At 62.9% G+C, this 14,784-nt stretch carries 15 protein-coding genes; 4 read left to right on the top strand and 11 right to left on the bottom strand.

The genetic code is table 11. The annotated features are described in order from the left end of the window. Window positions 1–14: 14 nt before the first annotated feature. The 4 genes from FJ492_RS12815 to FJ492_RS12830 all read right to left on the bottom strand — a co-directional run bounded on the left by FJ492_RS12815 (window position 15) and on the right by FJ492_RS12830 (window position 4,642). Window positions 15–815: an ABC transporter permease gene (locus tag FJ492_RS12815; RefSeq protein ID WP_140504102.1), complete on the bottom strand. Its 801-nt coding sequence runs from the start codon at window positions 813–815 to the stop codon at window positions 15–17. Further along, window positions 808–1,728, bottom strand: a complete 921-nt coding sequence (locus tag FJ492_RS12820; RefSeq protein ID WP_140504104.1) for an ABC transporter permease — start codon at window positions 1,726–1,728, stop codon at window positions 808–810. Before FJ492_RS12820 ends, FJ492_RS12815 begins: the two co-directional genes overlap by 8 nt. Further along, a complete protein-coding gene (locus FJ492_RS12825; RefSeq protein WP_140770155.1) occupies window positions 1,728–2,822 on the bottom strand; it encodes an ABC transporter ATP-binding protein in 1,095 nt (364 codons plus the stop codon). The genes FJ492_RS12820 and FJ492_RS12825 overlap by 1 nt, the downstream gene beginning before the upstream one ends. A 137-nt stretch (window positions 2,823–2,959) precedes the next feature. Then, on the bottom strand, window positions 2,960–4,642 hold the full coding sequence (locus tag FJ492_RS12830) for an amidohydrolase (RefSeq protein ID WP_140770157.1): 1,683 nt from the start codon (window positions 4,640–4,642) through the stop codon (window positions 2,960–2,962). 258 nt (window positions 4,643–4,900) lie between these two features. Between FJ492_RS12830 and FJ492_RS12835 the strand changes: the two genes are divergently transcribed. Next, window positions 4,901–5,554: a TetR/AcrR family transcriptional regulator gene (locus FJ492_RS12835; protein ID WP_027144733.1), complete on the top strand. Its 654-nt coding sequence runs from the start codon at window positions 4,901–4,903 to the stop codon at window positions 5,552–5,554. 83 nt (window positions 5,555–5,637) lie between these two features. Then, on the top strand, window positions 5,638–6,669 hold the full coding sequence (locus FJ492_RS12840) for a histone deacetylase family protein (protein WP_140745467.1): 1,032 nt from the start codon (window positions 5,638–5,640) through the stop codon (window positions 6,667–6,669). A gap of 68 nt (window positions 6,670–6,737) precedes the next feature. Here the strand turns inward: FJ492_RS12840 and FJ492_RS12845 are convergent, their stop codons facing one another. Further along, window positions 6,738–7,931: a TMEM43 family protein gene (locus tag FJ492_RS12845; protein ID WP_140770159.1), complete on the bottom strand. Its 1,194-nt coding sequence runs from the start codon at window positions 7,929–7,931 to the stop codon at window positions 6,738–6,740. Window positions 7,932–8,436: 505 nt separating this feature from the next. Here FJ492_RS12845 and FJ492_RS12850 point away from each other — a divergent pair. Further along, entirely contained in the window at window positions 8,437–9,147 is a 711-nt protein-coding gene (locus FJ492_RS12850; protein ID WP_140504115.1) for a helix-turn-helix transcriptional regulator, read from the top strand. Continuing rightward, window positions 9,144–9,914: a helix-turn-helix transcriptional regulator gene (locus tag FJ492_RS12855; RefSeq protein ID WP_140770161.1), complete on the top strand. Its 771-nt coding sequence runs from the start codon at window positions 9,144–9,146 to the stop codon at window positions 9,912–9,914. Before FJ492_RS12850 ends, FJ492_RS12855 begins: the two co-directional genes overlap by 4 nt. Before the next feature lie 24 nt (window positions 9,915–9,938). Here FJ492_RS12855 and FJ492_RS12860 read toward each other — a convergent pair whose 3' ends face one another. The 6 genes from FJ492_RS12860 to motA are packed head-to-tail and all read right to left on the bottom strand — an operon-like array spanning window position 9,939 to window position 14,772. Beyond that, window positions 9,939–10,373 (bottom strand): hypothetical protein, encoded by a 435-nt coding sequence (locus FJ492_RS12860; RefSeq protein ID WP_140504119.1) that lies wholly within the window; start codon window positions 10,371–10,373, stop codon window positions 9,939–9,941. Next, complete coding sequence (gene flhB, locus FJ492_RS12865; RefSeq protein WP_140770163.1) at window positions 10,370–11,452, bottom strand: flagellar biosynthesis protein FlhB; 1,083 nt, start codon at window positions 11,450–11,452, stop codon at window positions 10,370–10,372. Before flhB ends, FJ492_RS12860 begins: the two co-directional genes overlap by 4 nt. Window positions 11,453–11,455: 3 nt before the next feature. Further along, complete coding sequence (locus FJ492_RS12870) at window positions 11,456–12,469, bottom strand: flagellar motor switch protein FliG (protein WP_140712698.1); 1,014 nt, start codon at window positions 12,467–12,469, stop codon at window positions 11,456–11,458. A gap of 43 nt (window positions 12,470–12,512) precedes the next feature. Next, entirely contained in the window at window positions 12,513–12,899 is a 387-nt protein-coding gene (gene fliN, locus FJ492_RS12875; protein WP_140770165.1) for a flagellar motor switch protein FliN, read from the bottom strand. A 17-nt stretch (window positions 12,900–12,916) separates the two neighbouring features. Further along, window positions 12,917–13,864, bottom strand: a complete 948-nt coding sequence (locus tag FJ492_RS12880) for a FliM/FliN family flagellar motor switch protein (RefSeq protein ID WP_140770167.1) — start codon at window positions 13,862–13,864, stop codon at window positions 12,917–12,919. A 32-nt stretch (window positions 13,865–13,896) separates the two neighbouring features. Further along, window positions 13,897–14,772, bottom strand: coding sequence for a flagellar motor stator protein MotA (gene motA, locus FJ492_RS12885; protein ID WP_140504127.1), 876 nt, complete (start codon window positions 14,770–14,772; stop codon window positions 13,897–13,899). Window positions 14,773–14,784: the final 12 nt, after the last annotated feature.

A 14,784-nucleotide genomic window follows, 5' to 3' on the forward strand; every position in this document is an offset into this window, starting at 1 on the left:
TCCCATTATCGGTTTCAGTCTCGTTTCCTGCTGACGAAGAAAAACAACGTGACGATCGCGACCGAAAGCAGCAGGAAGGCGGTCGATATCGCGTTGATCTCGGGCGTTATGCCGCGGCGGATCTGGCCGAGCATGTAGGTGGGCAGCGTGTCCTGGCCGCCCGATTTGACGAACTCGGTGATGACGACGTCATCGAGCGAGATGACGAAGGCCAGCATCAGTCCGGCCAGGATACCGGGCCACAAAAGCGGCAGCGTGATGCGACGAAAGGTTTTCCACGGCGGGGCGTAGAGGTCGGCCGCGGCGCGTTCCAGCGTCAGGTCCATATTCTCCAGCCGCGCCCGTATCGGCAGGTAGGCAAAGGGAATGCAGAACGCCGTATGCGCGGCGACCAGGTAGCCGATACCGGAATAGCCGGTGAAGATCTTGATGCGCGAGAAGAAGATCAGCAGCGCCACGCCGGTGACGATCTCGGGCACCATCAGCGGCTGGTTGATCGCCGCGTATTTGAAGGTGAGGCCGGGATAGGACGCCGTGCGTGTGGTGGCTAGCGCGGCCATGGTGGCGAAGATGGTCGACAGCACCGCCGCGATGGAGCCGATCTGGAACGAACGCAGCGTCGCGTCGATGACCTGCGTGTTCTGGTATGCCGATTGGAACCATTTCAGCGAAAAGCCACCCCATTCGGATGTCGAGCTCGCCGCGTTGAAGGCGTAGATGACCAGCACGATGATGGGCAGATAGAGGATGACAAAGCAGGTCGCCGCGATCGCTGTGAAGCCGGTCTGATGCTTGATGGAAAAGTTCTTAGCCATGCCGCATCCCCGACTTGCCGGCATTGCGCACATAGGCAAGCAGCGCCACCATGACTATGATCATCACCGTTATCGACAGCGCCGAGCCCAGCGGCCAGTTGCGGCCCTGTCCGAACTGCAATTCGATCAGGTTGGACAGCATCATGTTCTTGCCGCCGCCAAGCACGCTCGGCGTCACGTAGGCGCCCAGTGCCGGAATGAAGACCAGGATCGAGCCGGCGATGACGCCGGGTTTGACCAGCGGGAAAATGATCTTCCGCAGCACCTTGAAGCGTGTCGCGTAAAGGTCATAGCCAGCCTCGACCAGCCGGAAGTCGAGCTTCTCCATGCTGGCATAGATCGGCAGCACCATCAGCGGCAGGTAGACATAGGCCATGCCGATCAGGATCGCCGTGTCGGTGTAGAGCATCTGGACCGGCGCCGAGACGATGCCGAGCTTGAGCAGGATCGTGTTTACAATGCCTTCGTTGCGGATGATCTGCAGCACGGCGAAGGTGCGGATCAAAAGGTTCGTCCAGAACGGGATGGTGATCAGGAACAGCCAGAGATCCCTGGTCTTTTCGCTGCGCGTCGCCATGAAATAGGCCGTCGGGAAACCGAGCGCCAAGGTGGCGAGCGTCGTCACCACCGCAAGCTTGATCGAGCGCCAGACGATGGTGACATGCGCCGCCGCGAGCGACAGCGTGTCGTCGAAAATATCGCGTTCCAGGAAGACCGATGTCCAGGCGTCGGATGAGAACTGCCATTTCACGTCGCCATAGGCGCCGGGGGTGAGGAACGAATAGACCAGCACGATCAGCAGCGGGCCGGTCGCGGCAAACAGAATGACCAGCAGCGCCGGCGCTGACAGAAGCCAGCGGTCACGGACATCGCGCCGTTCCGCTGCCTTGGCGACTTCTTCCGCGGTCGCCATCAGTCCCTCAGCACTTGCGCGGCATCGTTGCCGATCATGATGCCAACCTTGTCGCCGCGCTCGAAACCGCAGCCGGCGCTGCGCGTGTTCTGCTGGCGCACGGTGAAGGCCTCGCCGCTGTCGAGATGGACATGGATATGCGTGTCGGTGCCGAAATAGACGATGTTCTCGACCGTGCCCGACAGGTCGCCCTTGTCCTTCGACAACTTGGCATGCTCGGGCCTCACCACCACGGTGGCGTTTTCCTTCGGCTGGAAGCCTTCGGCGACGGTGGCATCGATGACCGCACCGGATTTGAGTGTCGCGCGCACTTTGCCATTGCCGGCGCCTGAAATGGCGGCGGTGAGGAAATTGGTTTCGCCGATGAAGTCGGCCACGAAGCGTTCCGCCGGCTTGTCGTAGATGTCCCAGGGCGAGCCGACCTGCAGGATCTTGCCCGACGACATCACCGCGATGCGGTCCGACATCGTCAGCGCTTCTTCCTGGTCATGAGTGACGAAGATGAAGGTGATGCCGGTTTCGTTCTGCAGCCGCTTCAACTCGATCTGCATCTCCTTGCGCAGCTTGTAGTCGAGCGCCGAGAGCGGTTCGTCGAGCAACAGCACTTTCGGCTGCGGCGCCAATGCCCTTGCCAGCGCCACGCGCTGCTGCTGGCCGCCCGAAATCTGGCCGGTGCGGCGGCCGGCCAGCGCTTCCATCTTGACCAGCTTCAGCATCTCGGTGACGCGCGCCTTGATCTCGGCCTTCGGCTTGCCCAGCATTTCCAGGCCAAAGCCGATATTGTCGGCGACCGTCATGTGCGGGAACAGCGCGTAGGACTGGAAAACGGTGTTGACCGGCCGCTTGAAGGGCGGCAATGGCGCGATGTCCTGGCCGTAGAGCAGGATCTCGCCGGCGGTTGGAAAGTCGAAGCCGGCGATCAGCCGCAGCAAGGTGGTCTTGCCGCAGCCGGATGGTCCCAGCAGCGTGAAGAACTCGTTCTCGCGGATGGACACCGAAACCTTGTCGAGGGCAGCGACCTGCCCCTCACCCGATCCGAAAATTTTGCTGACGTTTACTACCTCAATCGCATTCCGATCCGGTTTGTCCGGCACGATTACGCCTCACTGTTGACCCCGCTCTTGCTGGCGGAGCTTGTCCCCTGTTGGATGTGACCACACGGCCGGTAGGTTGGCAAGCCCGGCATTGAATCACAGTTCAGTCGGTCTTTCAGCCAGCAAGCCTCATGCCATTATCGGGCCTGATAGGTGATCTTGCCGCCGCAGATCGTCGTCACCGGCCGCAGCTTGTGCAGATCGGCCGGCGCCGTCTTCTCGATATCGGCCGACAGCACCACCAGATCCGCCATATAGCCTGATTTCAGCATGCCTTTGCGGTGCTCGGCGAATTCGGCATAGGCGCCCTCGACCGTGTAAGCTGCGATCGATTCATGCAGCGAGAAGCGCTGGTCCGGGTCGCTTTCTGCCCACGGTTTGCGCAGCACTGCCGCCTGGATGCCCAGGATCGGATCGATCGGCGACACCGGCCAGTCCGAGGCGAACACGACGTGGGCGCCGGCGTTCTTCAAGGTCCGCCAGGCATAGCTCAGCGGCCAGCGGGCCGGGCCGATGCGCGACACGGTCGGCTCCAGCGGAAAATCCATGGCGCCGGGCGGATGCGGCGGCTGCATGGAAGCGATGACGCCGAGTTCCGCAAAACGCGGCACATCCGCGGTGGTGGTGACCTCGATATGCTCGACGCGATGCCGGCTGTCACGCTTGCCATTGGCTTTTTGCGCTGCCTCGTAGCCGTCGAGCACGGCACGCACCGCGCCGTCACCGATCGAATGCACCGCGATCTGCAGCCCGCGCCTGTCGACGGCGATAGCCAGATCGATGAACTGCTGCGGCGTGAACAGCGGCTCGCCGACCCAGTCGGGCCGATCGGCATAGGGCTCGACCATGACAGCCGTCCAGGAATCGAGCACTCCGTCGTAGAACACTTTGACCATGCCCGATGACAGCCACTCGCTGTTATAGCGCTCGGCCATCACGGATGCCTTGTCGAGCATGTCGAGCGTCATGAAATTTTTGTAGTGGAAAGGGATCTGCACGCGGCAGGGCAGGCCTTCCCCGGCCTCGATCTCGGCCAGCAGTTCGAGCTGGTAGAGATTGCCGTCCATGTTCTGGATCGAGGTGATGCCGTGGCGCGCGCACCAGGCAAGCCCGCGCCGCATGATATCGCGGTCGGCGGCGCGTTCGGCGGCCGAAGGCATCGGGTCGGGCTCGCCGCCGGTCGCCAGGCCCAGCCGCACGCGGCCTTCGCCGGCAAGGTCGAGAACCGGGCCGAAGGCCTCGCCCTCGCGCAGTTCACCCGCTGCCAGGCCGTCGTCGCCCATGACAATCTCATTGCCCGGACCAAGCGTGCGTCCATTGAGGATGCCGGCCATTTCAAGAGCCTTGGTATTGGCCCACATCGTATGGTGGTCGGGCGCGGCCATGACAAAAGGCCGATCCGGCAGGATCGCATCGAGATGATGACGCGTCACCCGCTCGTCGTCGAGCACGGTGTAGTCGACGCTCTGCCCGACCAGCATCCGCGCGTGGGGGTGCGTCGCTGCATAGTCGCGGATCGCCTTCTGCAGCGCCTCGAACCCATGCACGCCGGCCAGTTGCAGATGGGCAAGTTCGGCGGCGCCCGAAAACAGATGCATGTGGGCTTCGATGAAGCCGGGCAGGACCGATCCGCCAAGCGCGTCGATGACCTTGGTACCCGATCCCTTGAACTCTTCGATGGAGGTGCGGCTGCCGATGGCGATGATGGCGCCGTCCTTGACGGCAACGGCCTCGGCGGCGGGATTGTCACCGTCCATGGTCAGCACGCGACCGTTGACGACAATCAGATCCGCACTACCACCCGCACCCGTGACCGACATCGCGACTCCGCGTTTTTTTGACGACTGACTGAGACCGGCAAAGCTCGCGTCCAACGACCTGCGCACCACGGCGGCGCTATCGGACAACGAATGATGCCAGTGCGCTGTCTTCGAAATTCCCCTTGTTATCCCAAGAGACAGCGTGGATAAAGAATGCGACTGATTATTCGCGTTTGTCAACATGCCGGATTTAGAATGTATTGTGGACAGAAGCGCTTCGCTTGTGTTGGGACCAGGCGGGAACGAGGGCATCAAGCAGTGAAGCGCAGTCTCGACCGCAAAACCAGGATAGCGCTCGAGCCGCGCAAGCAGCCGCGGCAACAACGGTCCAGCAAGGTCGTCGACAGGATTCTCGACGCGGCGCTGATCCTGACGCGGGAGCAAGGAACCAAGACGCCGACGACGCTCGCCATCGCACAGCGCGCGGGGCTGTCGGTCGGTTCGATCTACCAGTACTTTCCCAACAAGGAAGCCATTCTTCTGGATCTCGCCCGGCGCTGGCTGTCATCCTTTCCCGAGGTGATCGCTAGGCGCATCAAGGTCGCCCCGCCCACCAACCGCGAAGAGTTCCGGCGGGAAGTGCGCAAGCTCTTCATCGACACATCGAAGCTCTATCTCGAAAACGCCACCCTGATGCCGGTGATCGAGGCCATTTCAGGCAATGCGGACCTGCGGCCGATCCAGAACGAATATGACGACCAGATCATCGCCCTTTATGCCGCATGGCTGCAGCATGTGAACCCGGCACTCGAAGGCAAGATCGCCAGCCGGCTCGGGGTGGTGATGATGGAGGTCGGGCATGCCTGCAGGCTCGTGGGGTTGAAGAAGGACCGCAGGACATTCGACCTCATCGAGGACGATGTCGAAACCATGTGGCTTGCTCTGCTGAGCCCCTATCTCAATCTTGGCTGACCGGGTTCAACGCAATTCCGGACGGAAAACCGCTTCCCACCTATCCCGGAATTGCCTTAGTTGCGCACTTTGAGAGGAATTTCATGAAGACTGTCTATTCGCCGCTTCACGCCGGCCATGCCGGCCAAATGGAACTGGTTACCTCAGCCATCGTGCCCGGCTTTGAAAAGCCCTCGCGCGCGGAGTTCATCAAGGCGCGGGTCGAAAGCGAGAAGCTCGGCCCGATCATAGCACCGGTCGAGCACGACCTTGCCTCCGCCAAGCGCGTCCACAGGGCCGACTACATCGACTTCCTGCCGACCGTCTGGCCGCAATGGGTGGAATCCGGCTTCACGGGCTCGGCCATGCCCTTCACCTGGCCGACGCGCGGCCTGCGCGGCGACGTGCCGCCCAAGCGCATCGATGCCCTGCTCGGCTACTATTCCTTCGACGGCGGCGCCACCTTCGTCGAGGGCACCTGGACCGCGATCAAATCGTCCTTTGACGTGGCGCTGACCGCAGCCGGCCTGGTCAAGGACGGCGAGAGATCGGCCTTCGCGCTCTGCCGTCCGCCCGGCCACCATGCCGGCGCCGGCTTCATGGGCGGCTATTGCTACATCAACAACGCCGCGGTCGCCGCGCAATGGTTCCGTGACCAGGGCGCCAAACGTGTCTCGATCCTCGACGTCGATTATCACCACGGCAATGGTACGCAGGAGATATTCTATGACCGCGCCGACGTGCAGGTTCTCAACCTGCACGGCGATCCGATGGTCGAGTACCCCTTCTTCCTCGGCCATTCCGATGAGCGCGGCGCGGGCGCGGGCGAAGGTTTCAACATCAACTATCCCATGCCCTTCGGCACCGGTTGGGATACCTGGAATGCCTCACTCGAGGATGCCTGCGCCAGGCTCGCCGCATACGCGCCTGACATCGTCGTCGTCTCGCTCGGCGTCGACACCTTCGAGAAGGACCCGATCAGCCAGTTCAAGCTGAAAAGCCCCGACTATCCGAAGATCGGCCGGCGCATCGCCAAACTCGGCCTGCCGACGCTGTTCGTCCAGGAAGGCGGCTATGCCGTCGAGGAGATCGGCATCAACGCCGTCGGCGTGCTGACCGGCTTCGAGGATCGGTAAGCCTGCCAGCAAATCCAGGCGAGCAACGACAGACAGTAAAAGGGCGGCGTGGCCGCCCTTTTTGCAAGCTACGTTGCGATGCCGGTGCTCGGCGCGGCCATTGGCGTGGCTGCCCCGCGTGATCGTCCGAGATAATAGACCGCCGCAGCCGCGACGACGCCGACCGCCAGGATGGCCGCTGCCAGAACCGGCCGATACCAGAACCAGGCAATCGCGATTGTCGTGGCGCCGACCAGGATCGCCAGGAAGAAGGCGATGATGCCGGTTCCCATCCGCGCCATGCTGCCAAGGAACGGAATCACGTCGAGGATCACGCTGATCGGGCTGAGGAACAGCGCAAAGCCGATGGTCAGCAATAAAAGGCCGGCAACGCGCAGCAGCCAGGTAATCAGCGTGTTGGCGCTGACCGCCTCGGCGAACATCTTGTCGGCCGGCACCGAGCCGGTGTCGACCATCAGCAGCGCATCGCCCGCCTGCGTCTGGTAGGGCTCGAATCGGCTGCCGGCCTGGCGCGCCACGATGCTGACCACGCCGAGCGGCGCCAACTCGTAGCCGATACGGTAGTCGCCTAGCGCGGGCGTCGTGTTGTCGCTGCCGAGATAGATCTTCCCATCGAGGATGCTGAGCGGCTTCGTTCCGGTGTAGGCGGCCTTGATCGCGGCTGACTGGCTGGCCGACAACGAAAGACCCTTGTCGCCGTCGATGCGATCCAGCACCGGCGTATCGAGATCGAAAGCGCCAAGCTTGCCCTGTGGAATCTGAAAGGCATGGCTGTGGATCGCCATCGGCGGATTCTGATGGCCGTCGGGCTTCTTGAAATCCGACGAGTCGATCTGGTTGTTGTCCCACACCTTCGAATAGCTGTAGGTCGTCTCCGTCTCCTCGCCTCCGCCAAGCTTCTTGGTGGTTTCCGATTTGGATTCTTCCTTCCACTGATACATCTCGACGCCGCGCGACAGGCGCAGCCCTTGCGCCGTGATGCCGAAATCCGGATCCGCCAAGCTGCTGTCCGCCGTCACTGGCCCGCTGACATGCACCAGTTTCCCTTCATTGGCGGCATCGGAACTATCAGCCTCCACCGAGACCACGGCACCAGAGCCCTCGGCCAGCGAGCGCGCCGTCTGCACCGCACGGCCTTCGTTCCAGAACAGCCCAATCACCATCAGCACGATCAACAGCAGGCCGAAGATAACCCCGCCGACCGCGCGCTTGATCCGCCCGAACCACGAGATTGAAGTAACTTCCCGAAATGAATCGCTCATTGTTTCCCCCGAAACCAACCTTGCCAAGACCCGAGTAGCGCCGCAGCGGATAACCGCATTCCGCGCTGCCGACCTTGCGCTCGACTGCCGGGGGTGCCCACCCCTTCGGCACGAGCGAAGCTACCGCAACGGGCCGGACGCTGATATGGCCTACGCGCACAGTCCCGGTATTTTCGCCCCTCAATGGCTTCGAAAGCTCCCCTGAGTCGCAAGCAGAGTCCCCCAGATTCGATTTTGTCAAATCGCGTTTGATGTCGGATTCATCTGCGGGTAGATTAGACCCGAATCAGCCGGTCCGCGGGGGGCGCGGCGACCACCCAAAGTCTCACGTTCCGGACTTCTCCGGCGCCAGACGCGGATGTTTTCGCGTTCCCTGAATGGATTCCGTCTGATTGGGCGCGGCCCCGCGCCTCGTGTGTGTCTCGTAAAAGTAATGCGTTTTCGGGTTCGGCGGCTGACTCTCCAGCAACCGGACATCAGCATCGATTCCGGCCAAAAGCAGCAGATGAGCAGTCCCGCCGCGCCTCTTCAATCCGATACATTGGGCTCGCGCCTGACGTCGCGCGGTGATCTCACCAGCTTCTTCATGGAGCTGACCGCCGAGATCGGCGCCGACAGCTACATGCTGGTCGCCATCGTCCATGACCAGGACCGCAACGATGCGCGTATCGTCTCCTCGAACTGGATCTTCGACGCCATCGAGCTGATCGGCAAGCGGCTGATCGCCGGCCTCGCCCAGGGACCACTCACCGCCGCACCCGGTATCCGTCCGACACCGTTGGTGGCGGCCCAGGCGCCGGATGCCGACGGGCTGGTCTCGGGTGAAGAGGCCCGGCTGCTCGACGTGCTCGGCCATGCCGAGATCTATTCACTGCGGCTGAATGTCGGCCGTCAGCGCCTGTTCGCCTTGTTCTCGGCGGTGGCCGCCGGCCGGATCGACCCGCCAGCGCTGATGAAGGCGCAACTGAAATGCTGCTACGCGCTCTCGCACATTCCGCAGTTGATCGCCGCCGCGGCCATGCAGGATCCGCTGTCGGACCGTGAGCGCGAATGCCTGTTCTGGGTCTCGGAAGGCAAGACCACCGACGAGGTGGCCGTCATCCTCGGCGTCTCCTCAAACACCGTCAACAGCTACATCACCCACGCCATCCAGAAATTCGCGGCCAGCAACCGTGCGATGGCCATCGCCACGGCGATCAGGAGTGGCATCATTTGAAACACGCCGAGATCAAGGACGCAGCGGAAGCCCTTTTCAACGAGCAGCGCAGCCCTTTCGGCGCCTTCTCGCTGGGATCCGAAACACATCACGCCGTCACCATTCCCGATGCGGTGCGCCGCTGCCGCTGGATATCAGTCGACATTAACGCCTCGGCCTTCGGCCTGTTCTTCGTCAGCCCGTCGCCGGAGCGCGCCCGGCTGGTCCCGTGCTTTGATTCCGATTATCCCAGCGTCGCGGTGGCGTCGAAATTCATTTCAGGCGCCAATGGCGAGGAGATCGTTCGCCATAGCCGGATTTCGACCGAGCCGCGCTGGTGGACGGATGATGGCGTGGCGGCGATGGCCGACATGTTCGGCAATCTGGCCTGGACCGGGCAGATGGCGCCGCTGACACCCGGATCGAGTGGCATTGCCTTTCCCGTCCATGCCGATCGCGGCCAATGCGGCCTTGTCGTCTTCCTGGGATCGGAGATCGCGCTGCCGCAGGATGCGCTCTACGAAATCCACGCTCGCTGCTTTTCGCTGTTCGCCGCCGTCGCGCGGATGCGTCCGGGCGATGTCGGCAGAATGCGGTCGATCTCCAAGCGCGAGCTCGAATGCCTGAAGCTGACCGCCAATGGCAACACCAGCGAGGAGATCGCGCGGCTCCTGAAACTGTCGGTGCACACCGCCAACCAGTATCTCACCCAGTCGACCCAGAAGCTCAACGCCGTCAACCGCAACCAGGCGGTCGCCAAGGCGCTGCGGCTGGGGCTTATCGAGTAGCCGCTATCGGCTGACCGAAGCGCTTTAAAACGCCAGCGGTTCGACCTTGCGGATACGAGCCTGTTCGATCACCGCCTCCAGCAGCGCCGTATTGTGCTGGGGGTCTTCGCCCGGTTTTTCAAACGACACGTAATTGACCACGACCGTGTTGCCGGTCTCGTTCAGCGTCAGTTGGAAATAGACGGTCACGCCGGGTGGCCTGAGCTCCAGGTCGAGCACGATGCGCGGGCTGCCGCTCCAGTCGACATGCGCCTCGCCGCCATGGCCGAGCCGCAGCGTACCAGGCATGAAGAACAGCTCCGCCGCTGAATCGACCAGATCCGACAGGCAGGCGAAGTGCTCCAGCCGGATGAAAGCGATATAGTCGGCGACGTCGATCAGCCTGAGTTCCACCACCACCTGCTCGATGGCGCTGGCGACGATGATCTCGCGGGATTTTGCGTGCGGTTGACGGTTCATGAAATCTGTCTGCGCTCAGCCTTTTTCGAGTAGACGATCCGCACCAGTTCGGCGACGGCCTGGTAGAATTGCGACGGGATCACATTATCGACCGAAACTTGCTTGTACATGGAGCGGGCGAGCGCCACGTCCTCGAAGATCGGGATGTTATGCTCCTTGGCGATCTCGCGGATTTTCAGCGCCACGAGATCCTGCCCCTTGGCCACTACGAGCGGCGCCGAGTCCTCGTCGCGCACATATTTCAGCGCGATCGAGAAGTGGGTCGGGTTGGCGATAACAAGCGTCGCGCGCGGCACCGCCGTCATCATCCGCTTGCGCGCCCGGTCTCGCGCCAGCGAGCGCAGCCGCGACTTGACGATCGGATCGCCCTCGGACTGCTTGAACTCGTCCTTGACCTCCTGCTTGCTCATGCGCAGGTCCTGCTTCCAGTGGAAGCGCGACCAGACGATGTCGATCGCCGCGATCAGTCCCATGACGAAGACGATCGCCACCAGTATGTCGATGGCGATGCCGCGGATGACGAGGCCGAAAGCGACCGGATTGGTGATCATCCCGGCAAGCAGCTTGCGGTGATCCTCCGACAGCGTGAAGGTGAGCACGGCGATGGCAAAGCCGATTTTTGCGAGGGACTTCAGGAACTCGACCCAGCCCTGGGCGCCGAACATCCGGTTCCAGCCCTTGACGATCGAGATGCGTGACATCTGCGGTCTGATCCGCTCGCCGACGAGTTGCGGCATATTCTGCAGCACCGAGGCGCCGATGCCGGCAACGGTGAGCAGCACCAGCAGGCTGAGTATGGCGCTGCCCACTTCCAGCATGACGAGCTTGTAGAGCGCGATGACATCGGTCTCGGTGTCCATCGGCCAGGCTTCGGGCTTCTCGAGGAACATCGACAGGAACATGCCGAGCTCGATGATGGCGTCCTTGGCATAAAAGACCGTGAACACCAGTATGGCGACAAAGGAGGCCAGGATCGCGGTCTCCCTCGAATGGGGCAATTTGCCCTGTTCGATGGTATCGCGGATCTTCTTTTCCGTCGCCTCTTCGGTTTTCGAGTCCTTGTCGACGGCGTCGGACATGCCTTAGGCGGCGTTCTGCGTCGAGGGAAGTTCGAAGGCGCCTTCGCGCGACAGCCGGATCGTCGTCGTCACGATCGTCTTGCGTGCCGCCATGATGTCGGCGGCGGGCACACCCTCCGACCCTTGCCCGAGTTCGGCCTCGATCATGCGCCGGGAGCGGGCGCCGATCGCCGACAGCACCGCTTCGGCCAGTGCCGCCGACGTGCCGCGCAGCGCCAGCGTGACAAGCTCGGTCGATAGCCCGTCGAACAAAAGCACGCGCGCCTTCTGGGTGAGCAGCGGCAAATCGTCGAAAGCGAACAGCCGGGCCCGAACACCGTCGAGGTCGGGCGTGCCGGCGGCTTCGAGATCTTGCATGACCTCATCGAGCAGGGGCTTTTCCAGCTCGTTGAGCACGCTGGCGACGCGCGCCTGCCCGGCCGAAGTATCCTTGGTCGTGGTGTCCGACAGCACGCTGGCGCGCAGCCGGTTCTCGACGATCCTGGTGGCGGCGGCCGGAACATTGGCCATCGTCACCATGCGCTTGATGATTTCGCCGCGCATCGGCTTCGTCAGCGTCAAAAGCACGCTCGCCGCCGCTTGTGGCGCCAATTTCGACAGCACCATGGCCGCCGTCTGCGGATGTTCGCCCGCGAGGAACGCGCCCAGCCGCGAGGGCTCCAGCTTTTCGAGATCGGGCCAGATCGGCGGTGGCCCTTCGGGAGCCGCCTCGGGCTTCTTGTTGCCCATGATGGCGTTCATCTCTTCGGGCGAGAGAGACTCGTTGAGGATGGTGTCCATCCTGTCGGCGGAATCGAGCAGGCCCGCGCCCTCGGTGAACTCGGCCTCGAATTCGGCGACGATGCGCTCGAGATCGCTTTGCGGAATGGTCCTGAGCAGCCGGGCGCCCTCGATCAGCGCCTTCAGCTCTTCCTGCTTGAAGAATTTCAACAGGCGGCTGGCGGACGGTTTGCCCATCGCCACCAGTATGGCTGCCGCCTTTTGTGCGCGCGTCAGGGTCGTCAGCGGCGTTGTCATGCCTTTCGCCTCCGCTGCCATCGGCAAGCCCCGCCAGCCATGTCTAGGCGCCCTTCGTGCCGGCGATGATTTCGGTCAGCCTGATGCCGAAGCGCGAAGGGTCGCTTTCGAGCACGGTGATCTCGCCGCGCGCTATTTTGCGGCCGTTCACCACCACATCGACCGGCTCGCCGATGCGCCGGTTGAGCGCGACCGTCGACCCCTTCTGCAGCGCCATCAGATCGGCAACCGCCATCTCGGTGCTGCCGAGAATGATCTGAACATCGACTGGGATGTTCATGATGACGCTCGAATTGGCTGCCGCGCCGGCCCTGAACGCTGCATCAGGGCGTTGCTCTTCTTCGTGCAGGACCCCGCGCAATTCCTCGATGGCGCGATCGAGCTGCTCGTCCGGCTGGTCGAGCTCTGGTTCTATCTTGGTCTTGGCCATGCGTCGTCTCCAAATGCTCAGGCGCGCCCGGCACCAGCCGGCATGAGCCCGTCGATAAAGTCCTGCCCGGCATCGAAAGGATGCCTGATTCGGACGGTGTAATTCTGCCCCAGTTTGCCGAACTCGCATACGAACAGCGTCTGGCCGCGCGCGCCGAGGCGGGCGCGCGATTGCGCCGTTTCTTCGAAGTCGATGACCTGGCCTACTTCGAGATTGGCGAGGTCTCCGAGCGTCAGCCGTGCCAGCGGCATGGTGGCTTCGAGCGCCACGGTCGAGCGCATCACCTCTTCCGAAAAGCGTGCCCGCCAGCTGGTGCTGTGATCGTCGTCGCTGACGCTTGCCGTACCGTCGCGGCCGGCCAGCACGATACGCTGCGGCATCGTCACCGTGATCGAGCCGCTGTCGACCGGCGTCGAGATGCCGAGGACGATGCGGATCGCGGCGCCGTCGCGCAACACGTGTCGCCTGGCCTCGATGCCCGACATGGCCCGCGGCGCCGGCAGCCGCAGTTCGAGCGAGCGACGTCCCGATCCGTTCAGAGCCTGCGCAACCTCCTGGAACACCATGGTCGAGACATCGGCCTCGATCGACGACAGGTCGCGCTCGATCGGCGACACCGGCATGTCCGGATCGCCGCCGAACAGCGTCGAGACCATGATCGCTATCGCGGGAGCGTCGATGACGAGGGTCATCGCGTCCGAGGACGCCGGAGAGCCGACGACGGTCATGGCGAAATTGTCGCCGGCGCGCGAGCGCGCCTCCGAGACGCGGCTGACCTCGACGGTTTTGAGGTCGACGATTACGGGAATGCCGAGCTCGCCCGAGATCGCCTTCTGCAGCAGCGGCACGGCGCGTTCGGCCATGGCACGTCCGGCGTCTATGACCTGATCGGCCTCGCCGCTGTCGCCGACCAGACGCTCGATGATCAACGAACGCGCTTGCGAGGGGCTGCCCGGACTGGTCATGACAGTTTTGGCACCGGTCTGTCGTGCATCGCTCAGGCGGCCTTCTTCTCGGCGCTGCCGGTGTTCATCGTGCTCTGTTCGACGGCGTCGATGCTCGGCCGCTCATAGGAGGAGATAGTCTTGCGGCCGAACTCGATCGCCACCTGCGGCAGCGCGCCGTTCATGTAGGCGAGCAGCGTCTGCTTGACGATGATGTAGAGGCGGTTCTTCTTCTCGCGCACCGTCTTGATCTTGGTGGCGACAGGTCCGACCACCGCGTAGGACAGGAAGATGCCGAGGAAAGTGCCGACCAGCGCAGCGCCGATCAGGCCGCCGAGGATTTCCGGCGACTGGTCAAGCGCACCCATCGCCTTGACCACGCCGAGCACGGCGGCGACGATGCCGAGCGCCGGCAGGCCGTCGCCAACCGCGACCAGCGCGTGATAGGCCTTCATCTTGTCGGACTTGATGGTCTGGATTTCCTCGTCCATCAGCGCCTCGATTTCATGCGAGCGGGCGTTGCCGATGATGATGATGCGGCAGTAGTCGCAGATGAAATTCATCAAATCGTGGTTCTTGAGCACGGTCGGAAAGGCCTGAAAGATCGCCGATTCCTCCGGATTGTCGATATGCGCCTCGACCTCGCTGCGCGACTTGGAGCGTAACTCGCGCATCAGGCTGTGCAGAACGCCAAGGGTTTCCAGATAGTCCTGCTCCTTCGGCACAGCCTGTTTGAAGGCCTCCAGTATGCCTTTGCCGGTATCCTTGACCGTCTTCATCGGATTGGCGACCAGGAAAGTGCCGAGCGCGGCACCGCAGATGACCACGGCTTCCCATGGCTGCACCAGCACGTGCAGATGCCCGCCCATGGCCATGAAGCCGCCAAGGACGCAGCCAAGCGTCACCACAAGTCCAATCAGAATGCCCACGACCGGTCCTTC

The sequence above is a fragment of the Mesorhizobium sp. B2-5-4 genome (genome assembly GCF_006441095.1).
Taxonomy (GTDB): domain Bacteria; phylum Pseudomonadota; class Alphaproteobacteria; order Rhizobiales; family Rhizobiaceae; genus Mesorhizobium; species Mesorhizobium salmacidum.

Excerpts from the sequence above, each read along its gene's own strand:
- FJ492_RS12815 (WP_140504102.1), bottom strand. The coding sequence starts at position 815 with ATGGCTAAGAACTTTTCCATCAAGCATCAGACCGGCTTCACAGCGATC.
- FJ492_RS12820 (WP_140504104.1), bottom strand. The coding sequence starts at position 1,728 with ATGGCGACCGCGGAAGAAGTCGCCAAGGCAGCGGAACGGCGCGATGTC.
- FJ492_RS12830 (WP_140770157.1), bottom strand. The coding sequence starts at position 4,642 with ATGTCGGTCACGGGTGCGGGTGGTAGTGCGGATCTGATTGTCGTCAAC.
- FJ492_RS12840 (WP_140745467.1), top strand. The coding sequence starts at position 5,638 with ATGAAGACTGTCTATTCGCCGCTTCACGCCGGCCATGCCGGCCAAATG.
- FJ492_RS12845 (WP_140770159.1), bottom strand. The coding sequence starts at position 7,931 with ATGAGCGATTCATTTCGGGAAGTTACTTCAATCTCGTGGTTCGGGCGG.
- FJ492_RS12850 (WP_140504115.1), top strand. The coding sequence starts at position 8,437 with ATGAGCAGTCCCGCCGCGCCTCTTCAATCCGATACATTGGGCTCGCGC.
- FJ492_RS12860 (WP_140504119.1), bottom strand. The coding sequence starts at position 10,373 with ATGAACCGTCAACCGCACGCAAAATCCCGCGAGATCATCGTCGCCAGC.
- flhB (WP_140770163.1), bottom strand. The coding sequence starts at position 11,452 with ATGTCCGACGCCGTCGACAAGGACTCGAAAACCGAAGAGGCGACGGAA.
- FJ492_RS12870 (WP_140712698.1), bottom strand. The coding sequence starts at position 12,469 with ATGACAACGCCGCTGACGACCCTGACGCGCGCACAAAAGGCGGCAGCC.
- fliN (WP_140770165.1), bottom strand. The coding sequence starts at position 12,899 with ATGGCCAAGACCAAGATAGAACCAGAGCTCGACCAGCCGGACGAGCAG.
- FJ492_RS12880 (WP_140770167.1), bottom strand. The coding sequence starts at position 13,864 with ATGACCAGTCCGGGCAGCCCCTCGCAAGCGCGTTCGTTGATCATCGAG.